Below are 21,032 nucleotides of genomic sequence, written 5' to 3'. Positions count from 1 at the left end.
TGTTGACTATCAGTCTGACTCCACAAGCACCCACACGAATTGCTTGATTCAGTTGTTAAAGAGCGGTTGGTTAAGATCTTTCGTCTCAACCGAGGGGCGAATTCTACAGCAGCCTTATCTTCCGTCAAGCTTTTTTTGAATAATTTCTCTTGCTATTCAACCGCTTATGCCTCCGTTCAGCCTCTACCCCTCGTCAGCGGGAGACGAATGGAATGTTTCGTCAGGCGCTATGCAAGTGGGTGGTCAAGTGCAGTGCAATTTCGCACACAGTACCAGACAGCACGAAAGCCAGCGCATCGGCATAAGATTTTTTACTCATATCCATTGATTCCTTTTCCTGTGCAGAACGGCCCCGGCTCGGGCACAATCACCGCCCCGCTCCTTTTTCATCCAAGACCCCATGAAACTCCTCAACACCTACGAAGACCGTGACGAAGCCGAAGAAGCCGCCGAGAAGCTGACCGGCGACAAGCGCCTGGCCAGTGAGCGTGACGCTACCGTGGTCATCTATAACCTGTTCGGCATCCCCAGCTGGGGCAACTTTCATCGCCTGGGCATGTACAATCTGGGTGAGCTAAAGACCCTGCTGGATCGTCGTGCCAGCTGGCAGTCCATCCACCAAACCCGGCATACAGAGATCATTACCACCTTGAAGACCGTAGGAAAAAACTACGGAATTGAGCTGCCTGGACACTGGCTGTAGCCCTTCAAACGGAATTACTTTCCAGGGCCTACTCAGCCAGTGCAATCAAGCTTTTCCTCAACCCTTTCTTTAAAGATCTACTTTGGTTTCTAAGCAGCCTTGCAGACTCCGGTCGTTCGCGCGATGTCGAACCAGCTGTCGGGCTTCTGGAAAAGTCCAGACCCCGTCAGCTCTTAATGACCGAACCGTTGTCAATGGAGATCAACAGCCCTCTTAAAACTTACACTACTCATTCGAAAATCCCTCTCTATTCCGCATACTTCATCAGAACTGGTCGCTGTCAGCATCACGCCTCCTGGGCCAAAATCTCTACATAGGCAATTAGCTCGGCAGAGTAGCTGCCATCACCGTTTACAGCTCCTTTGTGCTTTAGCTCGCGCTGCAGCGTTGGCTCAACCACGCGTGAGAAAAGTTCAAGCCGCTGTTCAGGCGAAAACTTCGGCGTGGCGGCTGGCGCTTTTAAGTAGCGTTCACATTGACGCTCCAGCGAAGGCATCCGTGTACCATCCTGCGTGACGGCAATAGGCTGCACCATCACACGGCGCTCGCCGTTTCCGGTTGAGACCTCAATCAGCCAGAATGACAACAGCACCGGTGATTCAACATCCCCGGCAACCGCAATACCAAGATCTTCCGGCGGAGCACTGCGCCAACGACCAAGTTCTTCCTGCACCAGCGGATGATCCAGCCCCATTAGCTCAACATCGTCGCGGCTCGTAGCTGTGTCACGGCTCAAGGTGAACTGAACACGGCGAGCACCGTCAATGGTCACAAGGTCATAGCTCTCGTCGTCAACCTTGACGAGCCGCTGCTGGCGATCCGCCACGGCGGCCGACATGAAGCGTACCAACCGATCCAAGCTCGACGATACATCGGAGAAAGGCTTGTAGTCGTCAAGACTGAAGCCTTCGAGGTCTTGGAACAGATCAAACACTACCTGTCGCGCTTCGCGCGAATTGGACAGGGCGGCTTCAAGCTCCACCTGTGTGCGCTTCAATTCAGGGTCTGACAGCGCCTCTTGGTACAGGCGGTCGTAGTTGAGCCGCTCAGACAGTTGGCCAAGAATCTGCGCACGCAGATCTTCGGCGACGTTGCCTTGGTCATCGACCTTGCCGACGGTCTTGGCGATCTCTGTCAATTTCTCCTCCAGCAGCAGGAAAATCCGCCCCTCGATGGTGTCCGACAAGACGAGATTGTAAACCTGCGCCGTGTGGCTCTGACCGTAGCGGTGGATGCGACCGATACGCTGTTCCACGTCCATCGGATTCCACGGCAGGTCGAAATTGAACAGGATACGCGCAAATTGCAGATTGATACCTTCACGACCAGCAGCCGTACAGACCAGCACGCGAGGGCCATCTTTCTGCCGGAAGCGGCGCTCTGCCGCAATCTTGGCTCCATGATCGCCGCCTCGAAGTACCACCACACCTTGTCCGGGGAAAGTCTGATCAATCTCCCGCGCAATCAAATCCACCGTCCCCAGGTAAGTGGCGAAAATCACGATTTTTTCATTCGGATTCCGCTGCCACAAAATGCCAAGGCCATCGAGCAGCTTCTGTGCCTTGGTCTCGCGCTGCTGCGGGAATACCTTGAGAAGATCGCCAATTCGTAGCCGTTCCTCGGGCAGGTGCAGCTCCACAACAGCCGATGCAGCCTCCTCAGCGTGTGTGGCCGAGTACTCGCTGCCATAGGGGTCGGAGGCAAGCTCCAGCGCTTCTTCGTCAAGCTTCTTGACCAACCGGTACTTAAGATCAGCTAGCACACGTTCGACCTCGCTACGCCCAATACTGTCACGCGCGAATTTGAACTCTTCATGGATCAGTTCGCGCGCTTCATCGGTCAGACGCTCACGACCCTCAATATCCAGGTCTTTGTCCCGCAGCAATGCCTCGTGCAAAGTCAGCATCAATAGACGGCGCTTTAGCGTTCGCCGCACGGCGGCGAAGCTTGATGCGGCAATCTTTTGGAAGATTGCCATCAAAAAGCCGAGCGCCCGACCCTGACCACCCTGGCGGCGCGCAAGGTCGAAGCCATCCTCCAGGTACTCGCGCAGCTTCTCGTAGAACAGCCTCTCTTCCGCTCCCATCAGAAAGGATTCGGTATGCACCCAGCGACGTGCAAACAGCGGTGAACCATCCGGCTGGCAGGCATCGGCCTTGGTACGGCGGAACATCACTGTATTGAGGCGGTGCCTGTGCTCCAGCATTTCCTCCGGACTGCCGAATAGCGTTGGGTTCAGCAGTTGCGCCAGCATCCAGAACTGAAAATGGTTGCCCTGGTGGGGTGTGGCCGACAGCAGCATCAGGTCGCGCGAATGATCTTTCAGTGCTTCTGCTAACTTGTAGTTCTCGGTCTTCCTGACCTTACCGCCAGTGCGATATGCAGTTAGGTGATGTGCCTCGTCAAACACCACCAGATCCCAGCGTGGTGCATCCAGTAAGCGCTTGATGCGCGCAGGGCGTTTCAAGGTGTCGATACTGGCAATCAGTCGGTCGTGCTTAGCGAAAGCGTTTGTCTTGCGGTCGGTGATGTCGCCCTCGGAGCCGAACACCTCGAAGTCGAGGTTGAAGACTTCGTTCAGCTCGCGGTGCCAGTTGTTCACAAGACCCGCAGGCACCACCATCAGTGCCCGGCTCAGCTCGCCCCGGCTTGCTAGTTCCCGCAGGATCAGCGCAGTCTCGATTGTCTTGCCAAGGCCAACCTCGTCAGCAATCAGGTAGCGACGTGGTGATGCAGTAGCAATACGGTGAGTCAGCACTACCTGATGCGGGAGGAGATCAATCTTGGCAGAGGTCAGCGCTGATGCGCTCTCCATCACTGGTAGTGCATGCGCCTCGTAAGAAAGCCATGCCTTGCGCGCACGGTCGGCACTGTCGCTCACTGCGCGCAAGATGCGCTCGGTTCGGGATTGTTCGCGGCGAATCGAGCCAAGCGGGACTCGGCGCTCACCCACGCCGAAAAACGCCCGTAGATAGCCATCACGCCCCGGGTCAAGAACAACGCCTTGGCCGTATTCGTGATGGGTTATCCGTTCTCCAGGATTGAATTGAGACTGATCTGTCATCGAAGCCTCAAGTAATCCGCAAGTGAAAGAGCCCCGAAGACTTTGCGCCTTCACGCAGTAAAATCTCTTGGGGATACTCGTGTGCCTCACCCCACAAGACTCGACCAAAGTCGATGCGCTCGTTGGAGTAAGGGTGAGCACAGCGCCAGCTCACCGCATCGGTGGCAGAGTTGGACGTAATGCGGCCCGTGCCAGACGGCAGCCAAAAAATCAATGCTGCTTGGCCGTCGTAAAACTCCTGAAAGGATAAAATGGCGTCCTTCATCTCAGAAGCCAGCCAATTTTCGGCATCCGCCGGGGTGAGCAAATCCAGGCAACCATCGAGCCCCGCCACCACCATGGTGTTGTTGTCATTGCTCGGCAGGTCTTCCGGCCAATTCCCAGTTGCCTGCGCGAATTGGCGCAAGCTCCACACCTCACTGGCGGTGCCGACTTGCGCTAGCGCCTCGGCATCCCACAACCAGCTTGTGCCACGGCGCTGCCACACGGTGTCGCGAATTTGCTTCATTCTCCATACTCCTCAAACAGCGATCCCTGTTGCGGCTTGGGAGCTTGCGTTGCGGCCCAATTATTGAAGATCGATACGGCCCGCGATGCAGCATTACGGGCTGGCGGATTGGCGGCGCGGCGAGACAGCCACTCAAGAAGCGGCTTCAAGGCCACATGAGGTTTGAAGTTTTCGTTCTTGAGTGTGTCCGAGGCATTGATGCCACTACCGTCATAGCAAGCTCCGATTAACACCAGTGCCTGATCCAAATCAGAAGTGAGTTTGCGCTTGTGCTTGCCCTGCCAATCGCGCGCGAAGTCAAGAGGGTCGGTCAGCGTGAAAATTTTCTTCTTCTCGCTACACCAGCCGCGCTGCTCAAATTCATCTGGCGTCGTGATCGACCCCTTTAAGAACTTCTGCAATTGATCGCGGGCGAGTTCGGTTTTGCCATCAAAGGTGCGCAGAAACTGGCGCGTCATCGGCTCCGCATTGACCGGCGGCGGCTCCTTGCCCTTGTCAGCGTCTTCATCGATGAGTTGATTGATACCAACCAACGCATCCTTCACAGAAATTACACGCCCCTCGTCCACATAGATCTTGCCGTAGTGACGTGAGAAGTACTCCAATGCCTTGCCGCGTCGAATCACCTGAATGTCCGCAGCAGGCAAACCTTCCTTGACGTGGTTTTCCAACATCGCCTGTAATTGGCGCACATCGGCCATCACCTCGCGGCGCATCCTGCCCCAGCTCACAGGCTTGGGCTCTTCAGTGCGTTTGCGGCAGACGTGGATGATGTCGTACTCGATGGTCTTGGAGCCAAACTCACCATCACCCTTGGTTTCATCCGAGCGTATAGGGTATGTCGCTTCGAGGTAATAACCAGCGTCGAATAGAGATTCAAGCACCGCCACCCAAGGCTCATCCTCGCTGTGGTGGAAGGTGAAAGCAAGGATGCCGCCTGGTTTCAACATGCGGTGCGCTTCACGCCAGCACTGAGTCAAAAGTCGTTGATAGAAACCATCTGGATCTTCGGGCTCACGCGCCCGGTTAGCAACTGCTTCCAGTGACTTGGGTGTGTAGTCGGCAGTAAAATACTCTGGGTACTTACCTTTCAGCGCGAGACGCAACCAAACGTAGAAGAAGTCCGCAAGCTCAGAGTAATGCAGCAGACCACCGAAGGGCGGGTCAGTAATCACCAAATCCAGGCTCCCATCAGCGAGCTGGTTGAGGTCAGTCGACGAGCCTTGAAAAACAGTGACCTCCTTCACAGGGTCGCCGGGGAAAACCTTTTCGCTTTTGCCAGTAACCTGCTCAGCCAAAACTGGGGCTCGGCGTTGAAGACTCTCATTGCTAACAGCCTCCCAAGGCTGTATCGCCCATTCGCGCCCTTCAACAATTCCCTCAATACACGATGCCCAGTTACCACGACCCAATGCAGGGAAAACACAGTTCTCAACTACTGTAGATTTTGGATGGTAGTTGTTATTTGAAAACATGGGCTCCGGGGTATCTCGCTGTGGATTCCAGAAGCTAAACATGCACTGATTGCGTAGGTACTGTTGGAAAGCGCCAAGTACATACTCGCGAACCGACCAGTCATACGAACCAACATTAACAATCGCCTTCATCAGCTGTGAATGCACCAATAGCTGACGTGGATTGAACATCGTCCACCAATGGGTAAATCCGTGGTTCGGAACACCGCCCTGCAAATGGTGCGTCATGAATCCATACGGGAGTTCCGATCGAGGCCAATAGTCGGCCAAGTCCACATCCTTACGTGCCTCCCACTCCAACGAAGCTGCGTCGTATTGGCGAGCAATCCTCATGTCGAAAGGAGCAAAGAAGCGCCCACTGTAGGGGGCGCCATCGTCATCGCGCTTAGGTGCGTACCCTTGGACAGCGTAGGCCGCCATTGCTCCAGTCTTCCCTGATGCCTTAATCGTATCGAGAACATCTTGGACGGTGCCGCAGGCGCTGCAAGCGTAATTCGACTTCTTAGGCACTGTCCCGACATCGGGCTTGAACGTAAGCTTGGTTTCCGGGCAAGTCACTTCTTCCGGTAATTCACCTCGCACCTCCAGCAATCGAATCTTGGATGCACGTTCCTGGTTCCAACAAGCTGAAGTTATGGAATCGTCCTGAGCAGAGCCGCCAAACGGTTGACCGTTGCCATCCTGTTTAGCGCTGCCCGCGAGCCACTGCGGATGCACGAGCAAGCTTAAGCTCACTTTCTTGTTCTTGCCTTTACCGAGATTTACGAGCGCGGTGTGATCGCAGTGCGGGCAAACAATGCCCTTTTTCCGGTCAAGAACAGAAAAGGGCTGCTCGGACGGAGACACGTAGAGCGGCACATCAGGAGCCATCCGCGCGGCGTTTTCCTCAACGTCGAATCCGCCGCCGCACTTGCCGCAGCTGTGCCTCCAGTGCTTGACGCTAATAGTTTTAACCGCCATCACAGGGCTAGTCATAATGGGGGTACGGTGGCCACAGCCTGTCACCTGACAGGGACCATGCTTGGCCCAGAAGGTGTAGATGATTTCCGGGCCTTCGTAGCTGTACTCACGCCGCTGTTCTTGGGTGAGACTGAGCGGGTCGAAATCGGCCGCCATAATGCGCCTGGTCGGCAGGTGCGTCCATTTGCCCTTTTCACCGTTCGGGCCGTCACAATAGTAGTACGGCATGATCTGCGGTTTGACCTCGGCCTCGATGTCGGCAAGCAGACGCTTCACCTCTTCCAGATCGACATTGGCGAGCTCCTGCTTCACAACAAACCACGCCACCGGGTTCAGATCGTTGCCGAGCATCTGCATTCCGAGACGGGAGCCTTCGACCAGCGTGGTGCCGCCGCCCATAAAGATGTCAGCCACCTTCAGGTGCTTGAATGCGCCTTTCTTCTGGTGGTTGGCGTAGTAGTTGTCCCACACCAGTTTCGCCGCATGCGATTTGTCTTCTGGCGCTTTCGTGGCGGCCGCGATCAACATTGAGCGAAACACGCTGGAGCGCCGCCGTGCCCACCACTTCGACATCTGGTAAATCGGCTTGCCCGCGTTACCCTCAATGATGGCCACCTGATTGACCGGCAAGATTGGGAAGTCGACTTCTAAACAAGTCAGGGGGCGATTCGGGTCGTTAAAATCAACCGTCTCCATCGCAACGGCTTTGCCTGCACCGACAGCTTTAGCGACTTCTAGCGCCAGGAGTTCTTTTTTGCTTGCCATGCCGCGCCGCCTTTTAACTAACTGGGTTATTTCGAGAGAGTTCAACGAAGGGTGACAACACTTCAAGCAGCGAGAGACCGCCGTGCGTCAACGTTGGGTAACCTCCTTGGCTCTTCCACTTCCAACGGCCAAGGGCCAGAAGATGAGTGCCATGGGGGCTGTTAATTTGCATCGCCACGGGTGGCACGAAGGGGCCGCAGTCTTCTTGCGAAAGTCCGGTGCCCGCTGTGTTGCGACCGCTGGAAAAAGTCTTTTTGAGGAACTGACCTACTTCGCCATCCGCATCCGGGAAGTAGCCCGTCGCGGCGTAACCGTGGTCGGAGGTGATAACCAACCGTCGCCCGGTCGCCAAACGTTCGACAAAGGCCCAGAAATCGTCGCTGCTCAATTGCTCGGCAGCGTCACGCGTGAGCATATCGAGCCCCTGACCTGCGCCCGCACCATCGTGCAGCTTACTGTCCGGCCAGTGATGCCAGAACACCCAATTGGGTGAAGTATCGACCAGTCCAGCGCAGTCTTGCCACGGCATATCAACACTCTCGGTATAGGCCGGCTGCAAGCGATGAGCCATGCCGCCGCCGTTGTTCTGTAATTGACTGCGGCTGCCGAAACCCAAGGCGCGAGCAAATTCATTGGTTTCGCTGGGTAGCTCGGACGCATTGGCCGTAACTTCGTGTAAGGTAAAGCCGCGCTCTTTCGCGCCCTGCAACAACCAAGGAAGTTCGCGCAGTGACAAGCCATCGAGGATCAAAACCGCTTTAGCGCTGCTACCGCCATATCCAGGTTCAACCCACCAGCGTGAAAGTCTGTCCGAAGTACGCTCCACCGTGCAGCCGAACGCTTGCCACAGATCCCACCCGCCAGAAGATAGGAAATGATCCAGCGCGCCGATTTCACGGTCGCGCTTGGTGACCTCGCTTGGCGCATTGCCAACGGTCAGCGGCTTGGATGCGATCTCGACCGCCTTGTTGATGATGACGCGCCACGCATCCTCGGCGGTGCCTTTAGTCAAACTGTGCAGTACCCCAGTGTCGAGTGCCATCAGTTATCTTCCTTCTCGAGACTGAGCTCAAAGGTCATGCCGTCGGGCAGCTTTTTGAGTAATTCCTTGAGCTGGGCACCGGTCGCGGCTGATACCTTGATCGAGACTTCGGCGACAGGCGTGGCAGGGCCAACACCCCAGCCTTCAAGCTTACCAATAAGGTTTAGGGCAGATGTGGCCGGGTTGTTCAATGTGATACGCGGCTTGCCACCGGAGGTGCTTGGTTCGCCACCAAAAATCCCCCCACCGCTGGGCGGGTTAGTAGTGAAGCCGCCGGATGGGGCGTTACTACCACCGGGAGGCGTAGACGATGGTGTGATGCCAGTGCCGCCAAAGAGACCACCACCAGTGGAACCACTTGCAGGCGGCAACACAGGAGGATTTGCGCCACCCGTTGTGGGCACGGCCGAAGGCTCGACCACGAATACTTCGTCGAGCTGTCGCCCGGTATAGGAAAGCTTAGGACGCAGCCGCCGCCACGCCGTCTCCTCATCTTCCCCCGGCTGCGCTTGCAGGAATTCCATGCCGCGCACATTGATGGCGATCCTGCCCCGCGCGCAAAGACGTAGGAGGCGTTCCTTCATTGAGGTTTCGCCTAGCCAAGGAATGCAGTCTTGGCCCGCAGGGCGCGGCTCCTGCAATTCGCGCAGTAGCTTGCCAACCGCTGAGTTGTCACCAGCTGCCTCTTGCACAAGGTCTTCGAAGTCTTCAGGCACGAACAGATCATTGATCAGAGCTTCCTCTATACCTTCGGGAATCTGCGCACCCTGTTTCTTCAAACTTTCGACGCAGAACATGCACTGGCTTGGGTCGGCGAAATTCCAGCGATGGAGCACGGCAAAGCGATCAAAACGTTTTTTCAGAATGTCACGCAGCTCGCCCTGATACTTGGTGTGCAGCTTCTTGTACTCAGGGCTCTGACCACTCCACTCCATCGCCTTCATTTCAGCACGAGCAAGGATCAGCAGATCGCGATCCTGAAACGCATTCGATGAGCCGGAGCGTGGCAGTAGGAAGCGAATAGTATTGCGGCGCTTTTGCAGATGATCTTTGATCCAGCGGCCAAGACGCTGATCAATGTTGTCCGGTTCTTCAGGCAGCACGAGTATTGGCAGGCGGTCGTCCCAACGCTCGGGCTGTTCCGACTCGTCGAGCGTCGACCAAGGGTCGGACTGCCAGGACTTCGGCAGTGCGATCACGCGGAAGTTTTTGGCAACTTCTTCGGTGCCGCCGATGACGTAGCGAACTTCCTTGGCAAGCTGCGCAAGATCGGAGCCATCAGAGAACAGTTTGTCGTTGCGTGCACAAGCCATCAGCTTGGCCTGCGGGTTCTCTTCTTCGCGAAAGACCAGGCGATGGCCATCCTGATGGATGTTGAAGCTGTTCTCGACGACGGTGGCCAGCTCCACTTGGAAGGCGTTGTCGTCGATGGGCGTATCACGGGTGATATCGGCCTGCAGCGTCACAGGCTCGGCACCGGCTAGATTGCCTACAGCAATCGAGCGTAGCCACAGCGCCCCCACAATTTCCTGCAGATGAGGAGCGATACTGGCGTGCGTCGGTACGGCTTCCGTGACAGAGATGATGTTCTGCTGCGCCTTGGCGCGCAGCGTGCGGTGATGTTCGTTTGATACCGAGTCCAGCAGCGCACCGATGCCTGACGCATCGTCATCCAGCCGGAAATCCGCAGCTGTAAGAACAGGGGTAGCCTCGCCGCGACTCTTGTAAAGGTTGGCCAGGATGCGAATCATGTCGCGCGTTTCCTGTGCGTCAGTCGCAATCAACACTTGCTCTTCGAGCAGGCGCAGCAGGTGCGGCGCATAGGGCCAGGATTCGTTGAACTCTTTGCGTTTGCGATCCTGCTCAGATGACGGCACGTCTAGCAAGCGGAAGTACTCGGCGATGTGCTTGGCCACCAAGGTTTCGATATTGGCCGTTGGAATCTGCAAGCGGTTATCGAACAGGCGGTGCAGCAGCATCCGCCGCCGATCCTGCTGGATGCGCTCGGCGTTGCCGCCCGCCTTGAAATCGATGGCAACCGGATTGACGCGATGCACCTGCTGATAGGCATCGCTGCCGCCATTGCGAACAGAGATGACGAGCACCAGAAGCTCCGGGTGCTCCTTGGCAATCTCCGACAAAATCTGGATGAAATTGAACGCCCAGTTTTTCCACGGATACTGCTTGGTGTTGGTCAGACCGTCGTACCACGTCTGGAATTCGTCAAGCAGCAGCATCGTGGGGGTGTGCTGCAACAGCTCAAGAATCAGCTGGTCGGACGGGATGTCGGTTTTGGCCGCACCCATGCCTTCCCATTTGCCCTTGATGTAGGTGCCGTGGGGATGACGCTCGAACAGCAAATCCCACAGGAACTTGTAGCGCTGGCGGTGCAGACTTTCGCCGATCACGAGCATCTCGCTGCGCAACGTGATCTTGCCGATCTGTGGGTCGCCCAAGGTTGTCGCCCAGGAGTTGAGCCACGCGCCTGTGGAGGCCGGGTCATTCACCGCATGGTAGAGCGCGGCCATCAAGTGCGACTTACCGAGGCCTCGTTCGCCGATCACAACCACCGGCCTACCTTGGTTTGGGCCGACTGCCTCAACACCTTTCAGCAGGTCGTGCGTGGGGTAGGTGATTTCCAGGAACTCCTTGGCTGCGACCTGCGTTGCGCCAGTGTTCGTGTCGTTGGAGAGCTCAATGGCTGTCCCTCTGAGGCGTTTACCCCGAAATTCCTCTCGTAGAGTCAGTCCAAGCATTACTTTCGCATCCTATCGTTCGACTGAGCAAGCGAACACCAGCCTATGAAGGTAGCTGAAGGGCCAAAAACAGGTTCTGCCACCTAGCCGACTGCTGCTCACCAAGCTAACCGATGAGAAATTCCACTTGACAATGATTGTGCCATTCCCAATCGTGAAATATCTCATCACATAATGGTTAAAGGCCAAATGATAAGGCGGATGCCATCATTTTGGGCAGAATTCTTTGCCAGCCTTCAGAGCCTGCTAGCCCCAAACGCATGACAACCACCCCCAAAGACCTTGGTTGCAGCCTTGCAGAGATAACTCGTTCTGTGAAAGAAAGCAGCCTGTCCTTCCAGCTCACCAACATTCAGAAAATAGGACGGGTTTTGGGGAATCTCGACCAAGCCTTTGATAGCCTCTACAGGCAACCCCAAAGCACTGGCCCATGCCCCCTCGAGGCGATTGAACATGTTGTCCCTGCCGGTCTCAAATTTACCCAAAGCTGTGAAAGCATCTCGGTTGAGCAGGATTGCTAGGTGATAGTGAGGCTTGCCATGCTGCCCTTGCTCCCGCGCCCAGACGTAGCGGACCTTGCTGTCATGGGCATACGGATTCAATTGGCGAGCTTGATTGCGGTTATGCGCAATCTTGGCTTTAAAGGATTCGATAAAGCGCTCAATGACCTGGTTCGTGTCAGCGAAGTCAGGTAGCTGAATCCCAGCAGGAAACCGTAGATCCACTCGGAATGCGAACATACGAGGATATTGAGCCAGCGCACACTGCATCGTCTGCTGGAGACGGTTCAGGTACTGCTGAATGAACGGGCCTTTATCCACCTGCACAGGCAAACCTTGATAAGTGTTTTCGTAGTGAAGGATCAGGTTGGTATTGTCAGGATGACGAATCATGTTAGTACTCCAGGGCTTAGGTTCATATCCTCAGCACACCAAGTACATTTTTACTGAGCCAAACTGATATAACTGTATTAAGCTCCATCTTGAGCACCCGCCCCATAGATGCACTTCGACACGCACTAGCGACAGCCAGACGACCACTTAATCAAACTAGAAAGCTATAACACAAAGCAACATTAACTGCAGACACACACTACAAATAGATACTACAAATAGATACTACAAAAGCATACTACCAATACCGAAAAAAAACCCAACACCAAAGACAGCAACCACTAATAAAATCAACTAAAAAAACATAACATTCAAGAAAGCTGATACTCCGGCAAAAAAACATCATGACCGAAGAGCATCCAGCCATGATGTTTTCTGAACTCAAGCAAAGCAAGCATCCACCGGATGTGGTTATCACTGCCGGTGTTATCAAGGGACCGCTGACAACTGCAGGTTACGATCTTCAACCCTAGCCAAGATCCAACCCTGGACCTCACTCTCTAACCACCCAACGCAGCGATCACCCAATGAAATCGGCTTTGGGAATGTCCCTTCAGAAATGTACTTATAGACAGTAGATCGACCCAAACCAGTGGTATCGATAACTTGTTTCAGACGAATTATTTTCATTGCGAACTCCTCATATCCGTTCAATGGATTAGGGGTTGCAGTATTTTTAAACAGATACCTACTGACTCAGATAACAGCCTGACATAACTGAATGGAGCGAAAGAGGCAATAGAGAGATCGAGTTCACACGCAGCATAATGCCCTCCCTTGGACGACGCTCCACTCGATTACCAGGCCTGACCTGATCATGCGTGAGCGTAAGCCCTGACACAGGATTTTCTGCACAGAAACACAACCGACAGTCGGTGAAACCGGAGAACAGTAACACCACATATCAAGTGTTATTTATCTAATGGCGGCCCACCAATATTACTTACAACCACCAACACACTGCAGGCAGTTCCAGCAAACGTCCACTTGAAGAACTTGCTACTGATGCTGCCTTTTAATGCGTTATACCTAGACACCAGTAACTCAAGTCTTATGCAACACCAATATTAACTCTAGATGTATCCACCACTAAAAAACGCAAAATACTGAGCAAACAACTCAAGCCGCAGGGGCTAGAGGCCAAATATATACCTGGGACGGAGCGTCAGGCTTATTTACCTGATGCACTGCTAAGGCGTGCGGACAGACTCGGATCGCTGAAGTCTGGGGACGGCAACCCGCTCCCTAAATCATCAACCGCACGGCTAATCGACCTGCGACAGCAATCGACAGCGAAAAATTTTACGGACAATCAACATGATCACTAGATAAAAGCCAGGTAAGCACTGATAAAAACAAAAAAAAGACCTTCTATAAATCCACCAAAAAACTCACAAAAAGACTCTAAAATTGCCATAAAAAAATAATAGAATTCTACTAGAGATATATTTGTAAAATAGCTAAAATACGTACAAATAACTTTCCTTTTATTCCTTTCTTGGGTTTGGCATGGCAATTCATGATGACGATTCATTGGCAAAAATCTTAGGCGACACGCGCTGCAATAGTCGGCACGACACTTGGTTGTGGCTCTATTTAAACATCCAGAATGCAGGCTTCAGCTTGGACGAATTTAATGGCCCAAGTATGAGAAACCGGATGGCGGAGTTCATCTCTAGAGTTCCTGCCGCCACACAAGCAATAGAGCATGAAAAAAACAGACTGCTCCTTCCTGAAAAACACCTTGAGTGGATCACCAAAGATGAAAGACAACACAAATGGCTGATCCCACACCTTCAGCAAGCCCATGGAGCGGCTTATTTTTTTTGCCCTCCACGCTTGCTAGGTAGAGAATTTGTAGTTGCAACAATTGACATTTGGAATATGGATCTTGCTCAAAAAAAAGCGGCCCTTAATGGCATTGAGCACTCTTGGAATCAACACAAACAACAGGACCATATCTTTAGATGGTTCAATGACAAACATACATCTCAGCGATGCGCATTAGCCTGGGAATGGCTATGCAAAAACAAGCCACTTCTCACCCTCGGCAAAGCTCCTATCAATAGCCATATCGAATTATTAATGTTTTTCGATCAGACACCATTCAGCGAAGCCGAAAAGATTCTATGCATTGAAACCATTAAGAAACGCTGGAGCCAACAAAAATATCGAGAAAAACTGACAGGAAAGAAACAGCAGAACTTTATACTTTCAGACAAAGCAATCAGCCACCTTGATGCGCTAGCTGAAACCTATGACCTAAAGCGCGCTCAAGTGCTAGAGGCTCTGCTACAGATGGAAACAGAGCTGGGGATCTACATACCGGAAAGGGTGAAGAGAGCCAGAAGCCTTTGAATTCAGCAGAAACATATTTACCGACCTCCTTAATAAATTTTACATACGGGGGGGGAGATCCCCGGCAGCAGGATATTGGAGCGCCCAACTATAAAGCCTCGCAACTTTTACGGGGCTCGTGGATGAGAAAGAGAGTCCCCCCCTTTGTTTCGGATGATCAATGCACCAGTTTGGCTATACGAAGGTGCGCTTTCGGGAGCTGACAAAGAAAATCGAACAGCAAGCCATACTGCTTGCCTTGCCGAACCCGTGGATAGTGCGAAACCTCTACTGAACGCTGAAGTGGTGGGTATGTGATGCCCGCTGCACGCGTCAAAAAAGGTGCAATTAAATAAACAAGCCAGATTTGAGAAGAGCAAGAGTCTGACTTTCAGCCAGGCCACCGCTTTTTTTATCCCGCACTGGGGCCGAATGTGTTTTCGGTGCTATATCAGAGCCTCCCTAACGTATCGGTATTCCAGTTGGTATTCCAAAGAAAATATTAACCGATAATTCTCCTTATAAATCAATATCTTAAATATCCAATTCAGATTACCCCGGCCCACCAAATAAACCATCCAAATCAGGCACTTAGTAATCCGCTAAAGTGCCTTTTTTGTGCCTGAATGGGCTGTTTTGGCTCTGTAATGACAGGTAAATACCGTTATACATTTGCCTGACGACAATATCCCGCCCGATCCAATGACATGCGCGATCGACTCGACCAATCACAGCCGATTGGCGATGATGCGATGATGCGATGATTGCGCACATCGAGCCTGACCCGGCCGCTGTTGTTCTCCCGGTCATTAACCACGACGGTCGGCAGGGCGGCGCCGGTGACGGTTTGGGCCACGCCCTTGGGCACCACCAATAGGCGACCGCCGACCGGTTTCGCCACGGAGCCCAGTTCACGAGCCAGGCCTTCGTCACCGTCCTAGGAAATTTCCCTCAAAACACATCGACTTCCATGAACTAGCGGACGCTGCTCATCGAGGATAGCCTTCAGATGTCGCTGCAAATCAGCGATCGGCTTTGACAGGCTGAAAACCGGAAACTTCCACTCTTCCAGATAAAACGGCATGCTTGCGCGCATGCAGCTTTTTCATGGCGGCTGTGCGAGGGGCATCTTCGGATGCACCGGTTTCCTGCGTTTCCGGTCTGTCAACCCGCGTACAGCTGCCACCCAATACTGTTTGACAGCAGTGGGTTGGCAGCTCCTCCAAAGAACGCAGGAGCTCCACCATGAAGAAGATCACCCCCAACCCTCCAGAAACCGATACCCCTTCAGAACCCGAAACCCTCGACCTGACCCAACTCTCCAAAGCCACCCAACGCGCCGTCAGCGCCCGCTTGCGCAACCCGAAACAGCCCGATCCGGTGAGCCATGTTTTCACCATCCTTCCCGACGTCGACACCCCCACGCTGCTCGCTCATGCCAGCGAAACCCTGGCCTCCATGAATGTCATGACTACCGATCTGGCCGACCAGCTTGAAGGCTCGCATCGCAACGTGGCATTGGCGATTCAGCAACTGGCTGTGCTGGCTGAGATGTTGATCAACCGAGCGCTGGATAACCTCAATTCCCCTGCCGGCGGTGACGCCCGTCTGCCACTGAGTGATCACGCTCGTTGATCGAATGGAGGTTTTGTCATGGATCGATACATGCCGGTTACCGGCATCGACTGCACCATCGCGTCGCTGCTGATTGACACCGAAGCACCGCTGGACGTGCTGCATGAAACGGCGGCCTACCGCATCCGTACGGCGACTCAATTGCTGGAGAGTTTCGCTGTGAACGAAGGCGTTCATAGCGAGCTGGCGCGGGTGTTGGTGACTTCGCTGCGCGATGGCTGCGATTTGCTGGATGTGGTTGGGCGAAGGTTACAGATGCAGGTTTCGGCGTTGTAACGAACCCAGCATGTTACCCCAACACAAAAAGGCACCTGACGAACAAATCGCAGGTGCCTTTTTTGGATTGAGCAGCATTAGATGACTCAACAGTAGGTTTCATAATCTGTAACTTACTGTCGACTCAATGGACGTATAGCCACGCTTTCGCCCTTGTGTAAAAAAAGGGTTTCACTGACAGATCAGAACCACGTCCTCCTGGGAAATTTCCCGCAAACCGTAGCGACTTTCATGAACTGGCGAACAACATTTGCGGCAGATAGTCTTCACGCTTCGCTGTAAACCCTGCGGACGGTTTGACAAGCCCGAAATAGCGTAAGGATCCCTCACCTCATGGAACGCCCTTATGAAAAAAATCACCCTGCATTTAGTTGAAGATCCGGCCACTTCAAAGCCTGAAACCCTCGACCCAACCCCACTTCCCCAAACCACCGAGCGCGCTAACGCCCGCCGGCGCAACGTGAACAGGAACATCTTCACCGTCCGCCCCGATGTCGACACGCTTACGCTGCTCACTCATGCCAGCGAAAACCTGGCGTCTCTCAATGTCATGACGCTGGACTTTGCCAACAAACTCGATGGCCCACAGCGCAATGTGGCGCTGGCGCTTCAGCAACTGACGATGCTGACCGAGCTTTTGGTCAACCGAGCGCGGGATAACGTCGATCCGAACGCTTCGGTGCCGGCTGGCAAGCCTCCTGTTTTTCACTGAGTGATCGAGCGACGACTACAAGCGCAGATTTCGGCGTAGAAAAGCAAAATGGGCGGCCTCATTTGAGGTCGCCCATTTTTGCTGATGCCGTCGTTGCTACATCGTGGAAAATGAAATACACACTTGCGACTCCCCGGGTTTCGTTCACTCAGTGGCCATACCGAAGGCCTTCCATCCGCATGAATTTTTCTTCACCCCACCCCTTCTCCCCAACCTGTACATTGCCCTCGCTCATTCAAGAAACTACAGTTTGCCCGCGCCCCGCGGGCTTTTTTTGTCTGCGGTTTTGTTGCCGGTCAGTTCATGTAGCCCGCGTATGGGAAGCTTTCGGCAGTTCCTACAGGCATTTGAGTCGATACAAGAATTCCTGTTCCCTAGGCTGCTGCGAACACCGCGCCTGATAACACTTCCTGATCAAACCAAAACCGGCCGCTTCGGCCAGCCGTTGGCTCGCCACGTTGGCCACGTCTGTGGTCAGGTAAAAGGTGAAACCGGGCAGGCTTTTGATCAATTTTTCGAGTGCGGCGCGCATATAGCCTTTGCCCGAATACTCGGTGTTGGCCCAGTAGCCGACAACATAGCGGTTGCGGCGCCGGGGCTTCAAACCAATGCAGCCGATGATCGCGCGCGCTTCATCGTCGACGATGAACAGACGCCGCTCACCGGTTTCGCTTTGGAATTCATCGACTGCCCGCACCAGGAATGATCGGGCTTCCTCCTCGGTGGTGTGGGGTTTGGCCCAGGGTAGAAATTCGCAATGGGCGGTAAAACTGACGTTCAGCGCGTGCTGCAACGCTTTACCCCATTGCGGGTCGGGGGCACTCAATCTCAATGTGTGAGTGCCCAGCGTCAGCGAAAACTCCATTGCATCTTCCTTGAATTCAAACTCCGTCAGCTCAGACAGTAACAGCGTCGGGAAGGACACGGCTATTCAAGTAATTGCCACTTCAGCGGTCCTGTTCGGGATGAGCCCGCCCATTTATGGGTGATTTGCTCGAACAGACGGCCGCCTTGCCGGCATGCGCCACTGTCGGCAGCCGGTGAAAACCTTGTTACAAACATCGCCTGACAAAAACCTTTCAGCTCCCGGGTTTGCTGCCGATACAAACCTGCTAACCACCCCTTGCTGGCTCTTAAAACAACAATCTTCCAGCCAACCGACGATCAAGAAGCACAACGTTCCTGGAGGAATATTGATGAATAGCTGGTTCGGTAATATCAGCGTGAACCTGAAACTGGGCCTGGGATTCGGCCTGGTCCTGGCACTGACCTTTGTCCTCGCCCTCACCGGCTGGACGAGCCTGGGCGGGTTGATTGACCGCAGCAACTGGATGAGCGACATCACTCAGCTCAACGCCGGACTGACCAAACTGCGTGTGGTTCGCCTGCAGTACATGCTAACCAACGGTGATGAAACCGCCGCACAGAATGTGCAGACCACCCTCGACGGTTTCGTCGCTCAGCAACAAGCGTTGCTGTCGAGTTTCAAGAGCCCGGAAAACGTCAAACTGCTCAAAGAGCAGAGCGCCACCATCAGTGCCTACCAGATTTCCCTGAACAAAATGCGCAGTGCCTACCGCACCGGTAACAGCGCCCGCGACGCCATGGGCGCCAATGCCGAAGCCGCCAGTACGTTGATTGAGGCGATCAGCACCGGCGTGCAGCAAATGCCCTTGAGCGACCAGCGCTTCGAACAGTTCCAGGCCATTACCGCGGCCAAGGAAGCGTTTATCCTGGCGCGCTACGAAGTGCGTGGCTACACGGCCAGCACCAACCCCGAAACGGAGCAAAAAGCCGTCGCCCAACTGGACACGGCCATCGCCAGCCTGAAACAGCTCAATGTGCATTTCGCCGAGACCCGGCAAGATACGCTGCGTCAGCTGGAAACCGCGCTGAGCAACTACCGCAGCGCCTTGCAAGCGTATAAAGCCGCCAACACCGAGGCGGTGCAGGCGCGCAAGGAAATGACCGAACAGGGCGCCACCATCGTGACCCTGAGCGATCAGCTGTACCAGATCCAGCTCGATCGCCGCGACGCCGAAAGCGCTCAGGCCCGTACGCTGCAACTGATCAGCACCTTGTTGGCATTGCTGGTGGGCGTCATCGCCGCCGTGATCATCACCCGCCAGATCACCGGCCCGTTGCGCGATACCCTGGCCGTGGTCGAGCGCATCGCCAGCGGCGATCTGTCCCAAGACGTCAAAGTGACTCGCCGCGACGAACTTGGCGTGCTGCAACAAGGCATCGCTCGCATGGGCGTGACCCTGCGTGACTTGATCAGCGGTATCCGCGATGGCGTCACCCAGATCGCCAGCGCCGCCGAAGAATTGTCAGCCGTGACCGAGCAAACCAGCGCCGGGGTCAACAGCCAGAAAATCGAGACCGATCAGGTGGCCACCGCCATGCACGAGATGACTGCCACCGTGCAGGAAGTCGCGCGCAACGCAGAAGAAGCGTCCCAGGCCGCAGCCGCCGCTGATGGCGAAGCACGCGAAGGCGACAAAGTGGTCAACGAAGCGATCGCCCAGATCGAGCGCCTGGCCAACGAAGTAGCGCGCTCCACCGAAGCCATGAGTGTGCTGCAGCAGGAAAGCGACAAGATTGGCAGTGTCATGGACGTGATCAAGGCCGTGGCCGAACAGACCAACCTGCTGGCGCTCAACGCCGCCATCGAAGCAGCCCGTGCCGGTGAAGCCGGTCGTGGCTTTGCCGTCGTGGCCGACGAAGTGCGTGGCCTGGCCCAGCGCACGCAAAAATCCACCGAGGAAATCGAAGGCCTGGTGGCCGGTTTGCAAAACGGTACTCAACAAGTGTCGGTGGTGATGAACAACAGCCGCGCCCTGACCGACAGCAGCGTGGCGTTGACGCGCAAAGCCGGCGTGTCACTGGAAAACATCACCCGCACAGTGTCCAACATCCAGTCGATGAACCAGCAGATCGCTGCCGCCGCCGAGCAACAAAGCGCCGTGGCCGAAGAGATCAGCCGCAGCATCATCAACGTACGCGATGTGTCCGAACAGACTGCCGCCGCCAGCGACGAAACCGCGGCGTCCAGTGTTGAACTGGCACGGTTGGGTAATCAGTTGCAGATGATGGTGAGCCATTTCCGGGTGTGACGTTAAGTCCGCGGTGAAGACAGATCCATTGGCGGGCAACCCTTGCTCCTGCAGGAGCGAGGCTTGCCCGCGAAGCTATCTACCGATCACTGGAGTCGTTCATGCTTTCCCATGGATTAATCACCTCAATCCCGGGAAACTCGAAGTCCCGAACATTGCGAGTGGCGATCAATGCTCCATGGGTTCGGCAGATTGCCGCTATTTGCGCATCAGCCATTGACGCTGCTCGACCATTTGCTTCACAGCCAGCGACCAGCGTCGCGTACTCAACGGCGGCATGGGCATCAAAAGGCAAAATTCTTCCGGCAAAGTCCTCTTCGAACATGGCCATCGCATGAGCTTCAAGTTTCTGTTTGCGCTTGCCGAACGGGAGCCGGGCGATGCCATGGAGAATCTCCGCCACAGTGACAGCACTAATTGCCAACTCCATTGCTGGCTGCGCATCAACCCAGGCAAGTACCTGAGTGTCAGGCTCAACTCGCATAAACTCTGAAAGAACATGGGTATCGAGCACTATCATTCAGAGAAATCCACCGCTGTCGCTTTCTCGTGACGCGAAGGAAGATCGAGCTCAACCCCACCACTGGCTTTGAACCTATTGCGGATTCGGCTACCGAGCCCTCCTGCGCGATCAACGGTAGCCAGGGCTCGACCAAGAATCAGGCGAGCCTCTTCTTCCATCGAATGCCCATTGTGAGCGGCGGCGATGCGCAGTTGTTCCTTGATCTGATCGTCCAGGTTTCGAATCGTGATGCTGGCCATGATGGGCTCCTGCAATCAATGAAATCAT

Annotated in this window: 16 protein-coding genes and 1 pseudogene; 7 read left to right on the top strand and 10 right to left on the bottom strand. The window is 54.6% G+C overall.

The genetic code is table 11. The annotated features are described in order from the left end of the window. Positions 1 to 400 precede the first annotated feature (400 nt). Positions 401 to 703, top strand: a complete 303-nt coding sequence (locus tag FHW68_RS26770; RefSeq protein WP_183683917.1) for a hypothetical protein — start codon at positions 401 to 403, stop codon at positions 701 to 703. Positions 704 to 989: 286 nt separating this feature from the next. Here the strand turns inward: FHW68_RS26770 and FHW68_RS26765 are convergent, their stop codons facing one another. The 7 genes from FHW68_RS26765 to FHW68_RS26735 all read right to left on the bottom strand — a co-directional run bounded on the left by FHW68_RS26765 (position 990) and on the right by FHW68_RS26735 (position 12,796). Then, entirely contained in the window at positions 990 to 3,767 is a 2,778-nt protein-coding gene (locus FHW68_RS26765) for a DEAD/DEAH box helicase (protein WP_183683915.1), read from the bottom strand. 7 nt (positions 3,768 to 3,774) lie between these two features. Beyond that, positions 3,775 to 4,275, bottom strand: a complete 501-nt coding sequence (locus FHW68_RS26760; RefSeq protein WP_183683913.1) for a hypothetical protein — start codon at positions 4,273 to 4,275, stop codon at positions 3,775 to 3,777. Beyond that, entirely contained in the window at positions 4,272 to 7,475 is a 3,204-nt protein-coding gene (locus FHW68_RS26755; protein WP_183683911.1) for a DUF1156 domain-containing protein, read from the bottom strand. Before FHW68_RS26755 ends, FHW68_RS26760 begins: the two co-directional genes overlap by 4 nt. A gap of 13 nt (positions 7,476 to 7,488) precedes the next feature. After that, positions 7,489 to 8,517, bottom strand: coding sequence for a hypothetical protein (locus FHW68_RS26750; protein WP_183683909.1), 1,029 nt, complete (start codon positions 8,515 to 8,517; stop codon positions 7,489 to 7,491). Then, positions 8,517 to 11,273 (bottom strand): DUF499 domain-containing protein, encoded by a 2,757-nt coding sequence (locus FHW68_RS26745; RefSeq protein WP_183683907.1) that lies wholly within the window; start codon positions 11,271 to 11,273, stop codon positions 8,517 to 8,519. The genes FHW68_RS26750 and FHW68_RS26745 overlap by 1 nt, the downstream gene beginning before the upstream one ends. 236 nt (positions 11,274 to 11,509) lie before the next feature. Beyond that, positions 11,510 to 12,166: an inovirus Gp2 family protein gene (locus tag FHW68_RS26740; RefSeq protein WP_183683905.1), complete on the bottom strand. Its 657-nt coding sequence runs from the start codon at positions 12,164 to 12,166 to the stop codon at positions 11,510 to 11,512. Between the two features lie 429 nt (positions 12,167 to 12,595). Further along, a complete protein-coding gene (locus FHW68_RS26735) occupies positions 12,596 to 12,796 on the bottom strand; it encodes an AlpA family transcriptional regulator (RefSeq protein ID WP_183683903.1) in 201 nt (66 codons plus the stop codon). A gap of 879 nt (positions 12,797 to 13,675) precedes the next feature. On the opposite strand from FHW68_RS26735, the gene FHW68_RS26730 reads away from it, so the two are divergent. The 4 genes from FHW68_RS26730 to FHW68_RS26715 all read left to right on the top strand — a co-directional run bounded on the left by FHW68_RS26730 (position 13,676) and on the right by FHW68_RS26715 (position 17,126). Further along, the gene (locus FHW68_RS26730) at positions 13,676 to 14,524 is read left to right on the top strand and encodes a hypothetical protein (RefSeq protein ID WP_183683901.1); all 849 of its coding nucleotides are present in this window, start codon (positions 13,676 to 13,678) and stop codon (positions 14,522 to 14,524) included. Between the two features lie 1,224 nt (positions 14,525 to 15,748). Next, a complete protein-coding gene (locus tag FHW68_RS26725) occupies positions 15,749 to 16,138 on the top strand; it encodes a DUF6124 family protein (RefSeq protein WP_183683899.1) in 390 nt (129 codons plus the stop codon). A gap of 18 nt (positions 16,139 to 16,156) precedes the next feature. Next, positions 16,157 to 16,414: a hypothetical protein gene (locus FHW68_RS26720; RefSeq protein WP_007900566.1), complete on the top strand. Its 258-nt coding sequence runs from the start codon at positions 16,157 to 16,159 to the stop codon at positions 16,412 to 16,414. 346 nt (positions 16,415 to 16,760) lie between these two features. Continuing rightward, positions 16,761 to 17,126, top strand: coding sequence for a DUF6124 family protein (locus FHW68_RS26715; protein ID WP_095631175.1), 366 nt, complete (start codon positions 16,761 to 16,763; stop codon positions 17,124 to 17,126). A 337-nt stretch (positions 17,127 to 17,463) separates the two neighbouring features. Here the strand turns inward: FHW68_RS26715 and FHW68_RS26710 are convergent, their stop codons facing one another. Then, a complete protein-coding gene (locus FHW68_RS26710; RefSeq protein WP_183683897.1) occupies positions 17,464 to 17,991 on the bottom strand; it encodes a GNAT family N-acetyltransferase in 528 nt (175 codons plus the stop codon). A gap of 154 nt (positions 17,992 to 18,145) precedes the next feature. On the opposite strand from FHW68_RS26710, the pseudogene FHW68_RS27620 reads away from it, so the two are divergent. Both FHW68_RS27620 and FHW68_RS27615 read left to right on the top strand, forming a co-directional pair. Next, positions 18,146 to 19,336, top strand: a pseudogene (locus FHW68_RS27620) (methyl-accepting chemotaxis protein); the annotation flags it as partial. A 42-nt stretch (positions 19,337 to 19,378) separates the two neighbouring features. Continuing rightward, positions 19,379 to 20,242 carry a methyl-accepting chemotaxis protein gene (locus tag FHW68_RS27615; protein WP_409258788.1) on the top strand — a complete coding sequence of 288 codons (864 nt, stop codon included), beginning with the start codon at positions 19,379 to 19,381 and terminating at the stop codon, positions 20,240 to 20,242. A 79-nt stretch (positions 20,243 to 20,321) separates the two neighbouring features. On the opposite strand, the gene FHW68_RS26700 is transcribed toward FHW68_RS27615, so the two are convergent. After that, complete coding sequence (locus FHW68_RS26700; RefSeq protein ID WP_183683892.1) at positions 20,322 to 20,762, bottom strand: type II toxin-antitoxin system VapC family toxin; 441 nt, start codon at positions 20,760 to 20,762, stop codon at positions 20,322 to 20,324. Then, the gene (locus FHW68_RS26695) at positions 20,759 to 21,004 is read right to left on the bottom strand and encodes a FitA-like ribbon-helix-helix domain-containing protein (RefSeq protein WP_095055567.1); all 246 of its coding nucleotides are present in this window, start codon (positions 21,002 to 21,004) and stop codon (positions 20,759 to 20,761) included. The genes FHW68_RS26700 and FHW68_RS26695 overlap by 4 nt, the downstream gene beginning before the upstream one ends. Positions 21,005 to 21,032 lie beyond the last annotated feature (28 nt).

The sequence above is a fragment of the Pseudomonas sp. Tn43 genome (genome assembly GCF_014192635.1).
In the GTDB taxonomy this organism is placed as follows: domain Bacteria; phylum Pseudomonadota; class Gammaproteobacteria; order Pseudomonadales; family Pseudomonadaceae; genus Aquipseudomonas.
Note: the sequence above shows the minus strand (reverse complement) of the source record. Positions and strands in the feature narration are given on the sequence as shown.

What these genes read in the sequence shown, in the direction of transcription:
- FHW68_RS26750 (WP_183683909.1), bottom strand. Translation starts at nt 8,517, where the DNA reads ATGGCACTCGACACTGGGGTACTGCACAGTTTGACTAAAGGCACCGCC.
- FHW68_RS26740 (WP_183683905.1), bottom strand. Translation starts at nt 12,166, where the DNA reads ATGATTCGTCATCCTGACAATACCAACCTGATCCTTCACTACGAAAAC.
- FHW68_RS26710 (WP_183683897.1), bottom strand. Translation starts at nt 17,991, where the DNA reads ATGGAGTTTTCGCTGACGCTGGGCACTCACACATTGAGATTGAGTGCC.
- FHW68_RS26765 (WP_183683915.1), bottom strand. Translation starts at nt 3,767, where the DNA reads ATGACAGATCAGTCTCAATTCAATCCTGGAGAACGGATAACCCATCAC.
- FHW68_RS27615 (WP_409258788.1), top strand. Translation starts at nt 19,379, where the DNA reads ATGGGCGTGACCCTGCGTGACTTGATCAGCGGTATCCGCGATGGCGTC.
- FHW68_RS26730 (WP_183683901.1), top strand. Translation starts at nt 13,676, where the DNA reads ATGGCAATTCATGATGACGATTCATTGGCAAAAATCTTAGGCGACACG.
- FHW68_RS26725 (WP_183683899.1), top strand. Translation starts at nt 15,749, where the DNA reads ATGAAGAAGATCACCCCCAACCCTCCAGAAACCGATACCCCTTCAGAA.
- FHW68_RS26745 (WP_183683907.1), bottom strand. Translation starts at nt 11,273, where the DNA reads ATGCTTGGACTGACTCTACGAGAGGAATTTCGGGGTAAACGCCTCAGA.
- FHW68_RS26755 (WP_183683911.1), bottom strand. Translation starts at nt 7,475, where the DNA reads ATGGCAAGCAAAAAAGAACTCCTGGCGCTAGAAGTCGCTAAAGCTGTC.
- FHW68_RS26700 (WP_183683892.1), bottom strand. Translation starts at nt 20,762, where the DNA reads ATGATAGTGCTCGATACCCATGTTCTTTCAGAGTTTATGCGAGTTGAG.
- FHW68_RS26720 (WP_007900566.1), top strand. Translation starts at nt 16,157, where the DNA reads ATGGATCGATACATGCCGGTTACCGGCATCGACTGCACCATCGCGTCG.
- FHW68_RS26695 (WP_095055567.1), bottom strand. Translation starts at nt 21,004, where the DNA reads ATGGCCAGCATCACGATTCGAAACCTGGACGATCAGATCAAGGAACAA.
- FHW68_RS26735 (WP_183683903.1), bottom strand. Translation starts at nt 12,796, where the DNA reads ATGAAAATAATTCGTCTGAAACAAGTTATCGATACCACTGGTTTGGGT.
- FHW68_RS26760 (WP_183683913.1), bottom strand. Translation starts at nt 4,275, where the DNA reads ATGAAGCAAATTCGCGACACCGTGTGGCAGCGCCGTGGCACAAGCTGG.
- FHW68_RS26770 (WP_183683917.1), top strand. Translation starts at nt 401, where the DNA reads ATGAAACTCCTCAACACCTACGAAGACCGTGACGAAGCCGAAGAAGCC.
- FHW68_RS26715 (WP_095631175.1), top strand. Translation starts at nt 16,761, where the DNA reads ATGAAAAAAATCACCCTGCATTTAGTTGAAGATCCGGCCACTTCAAAG.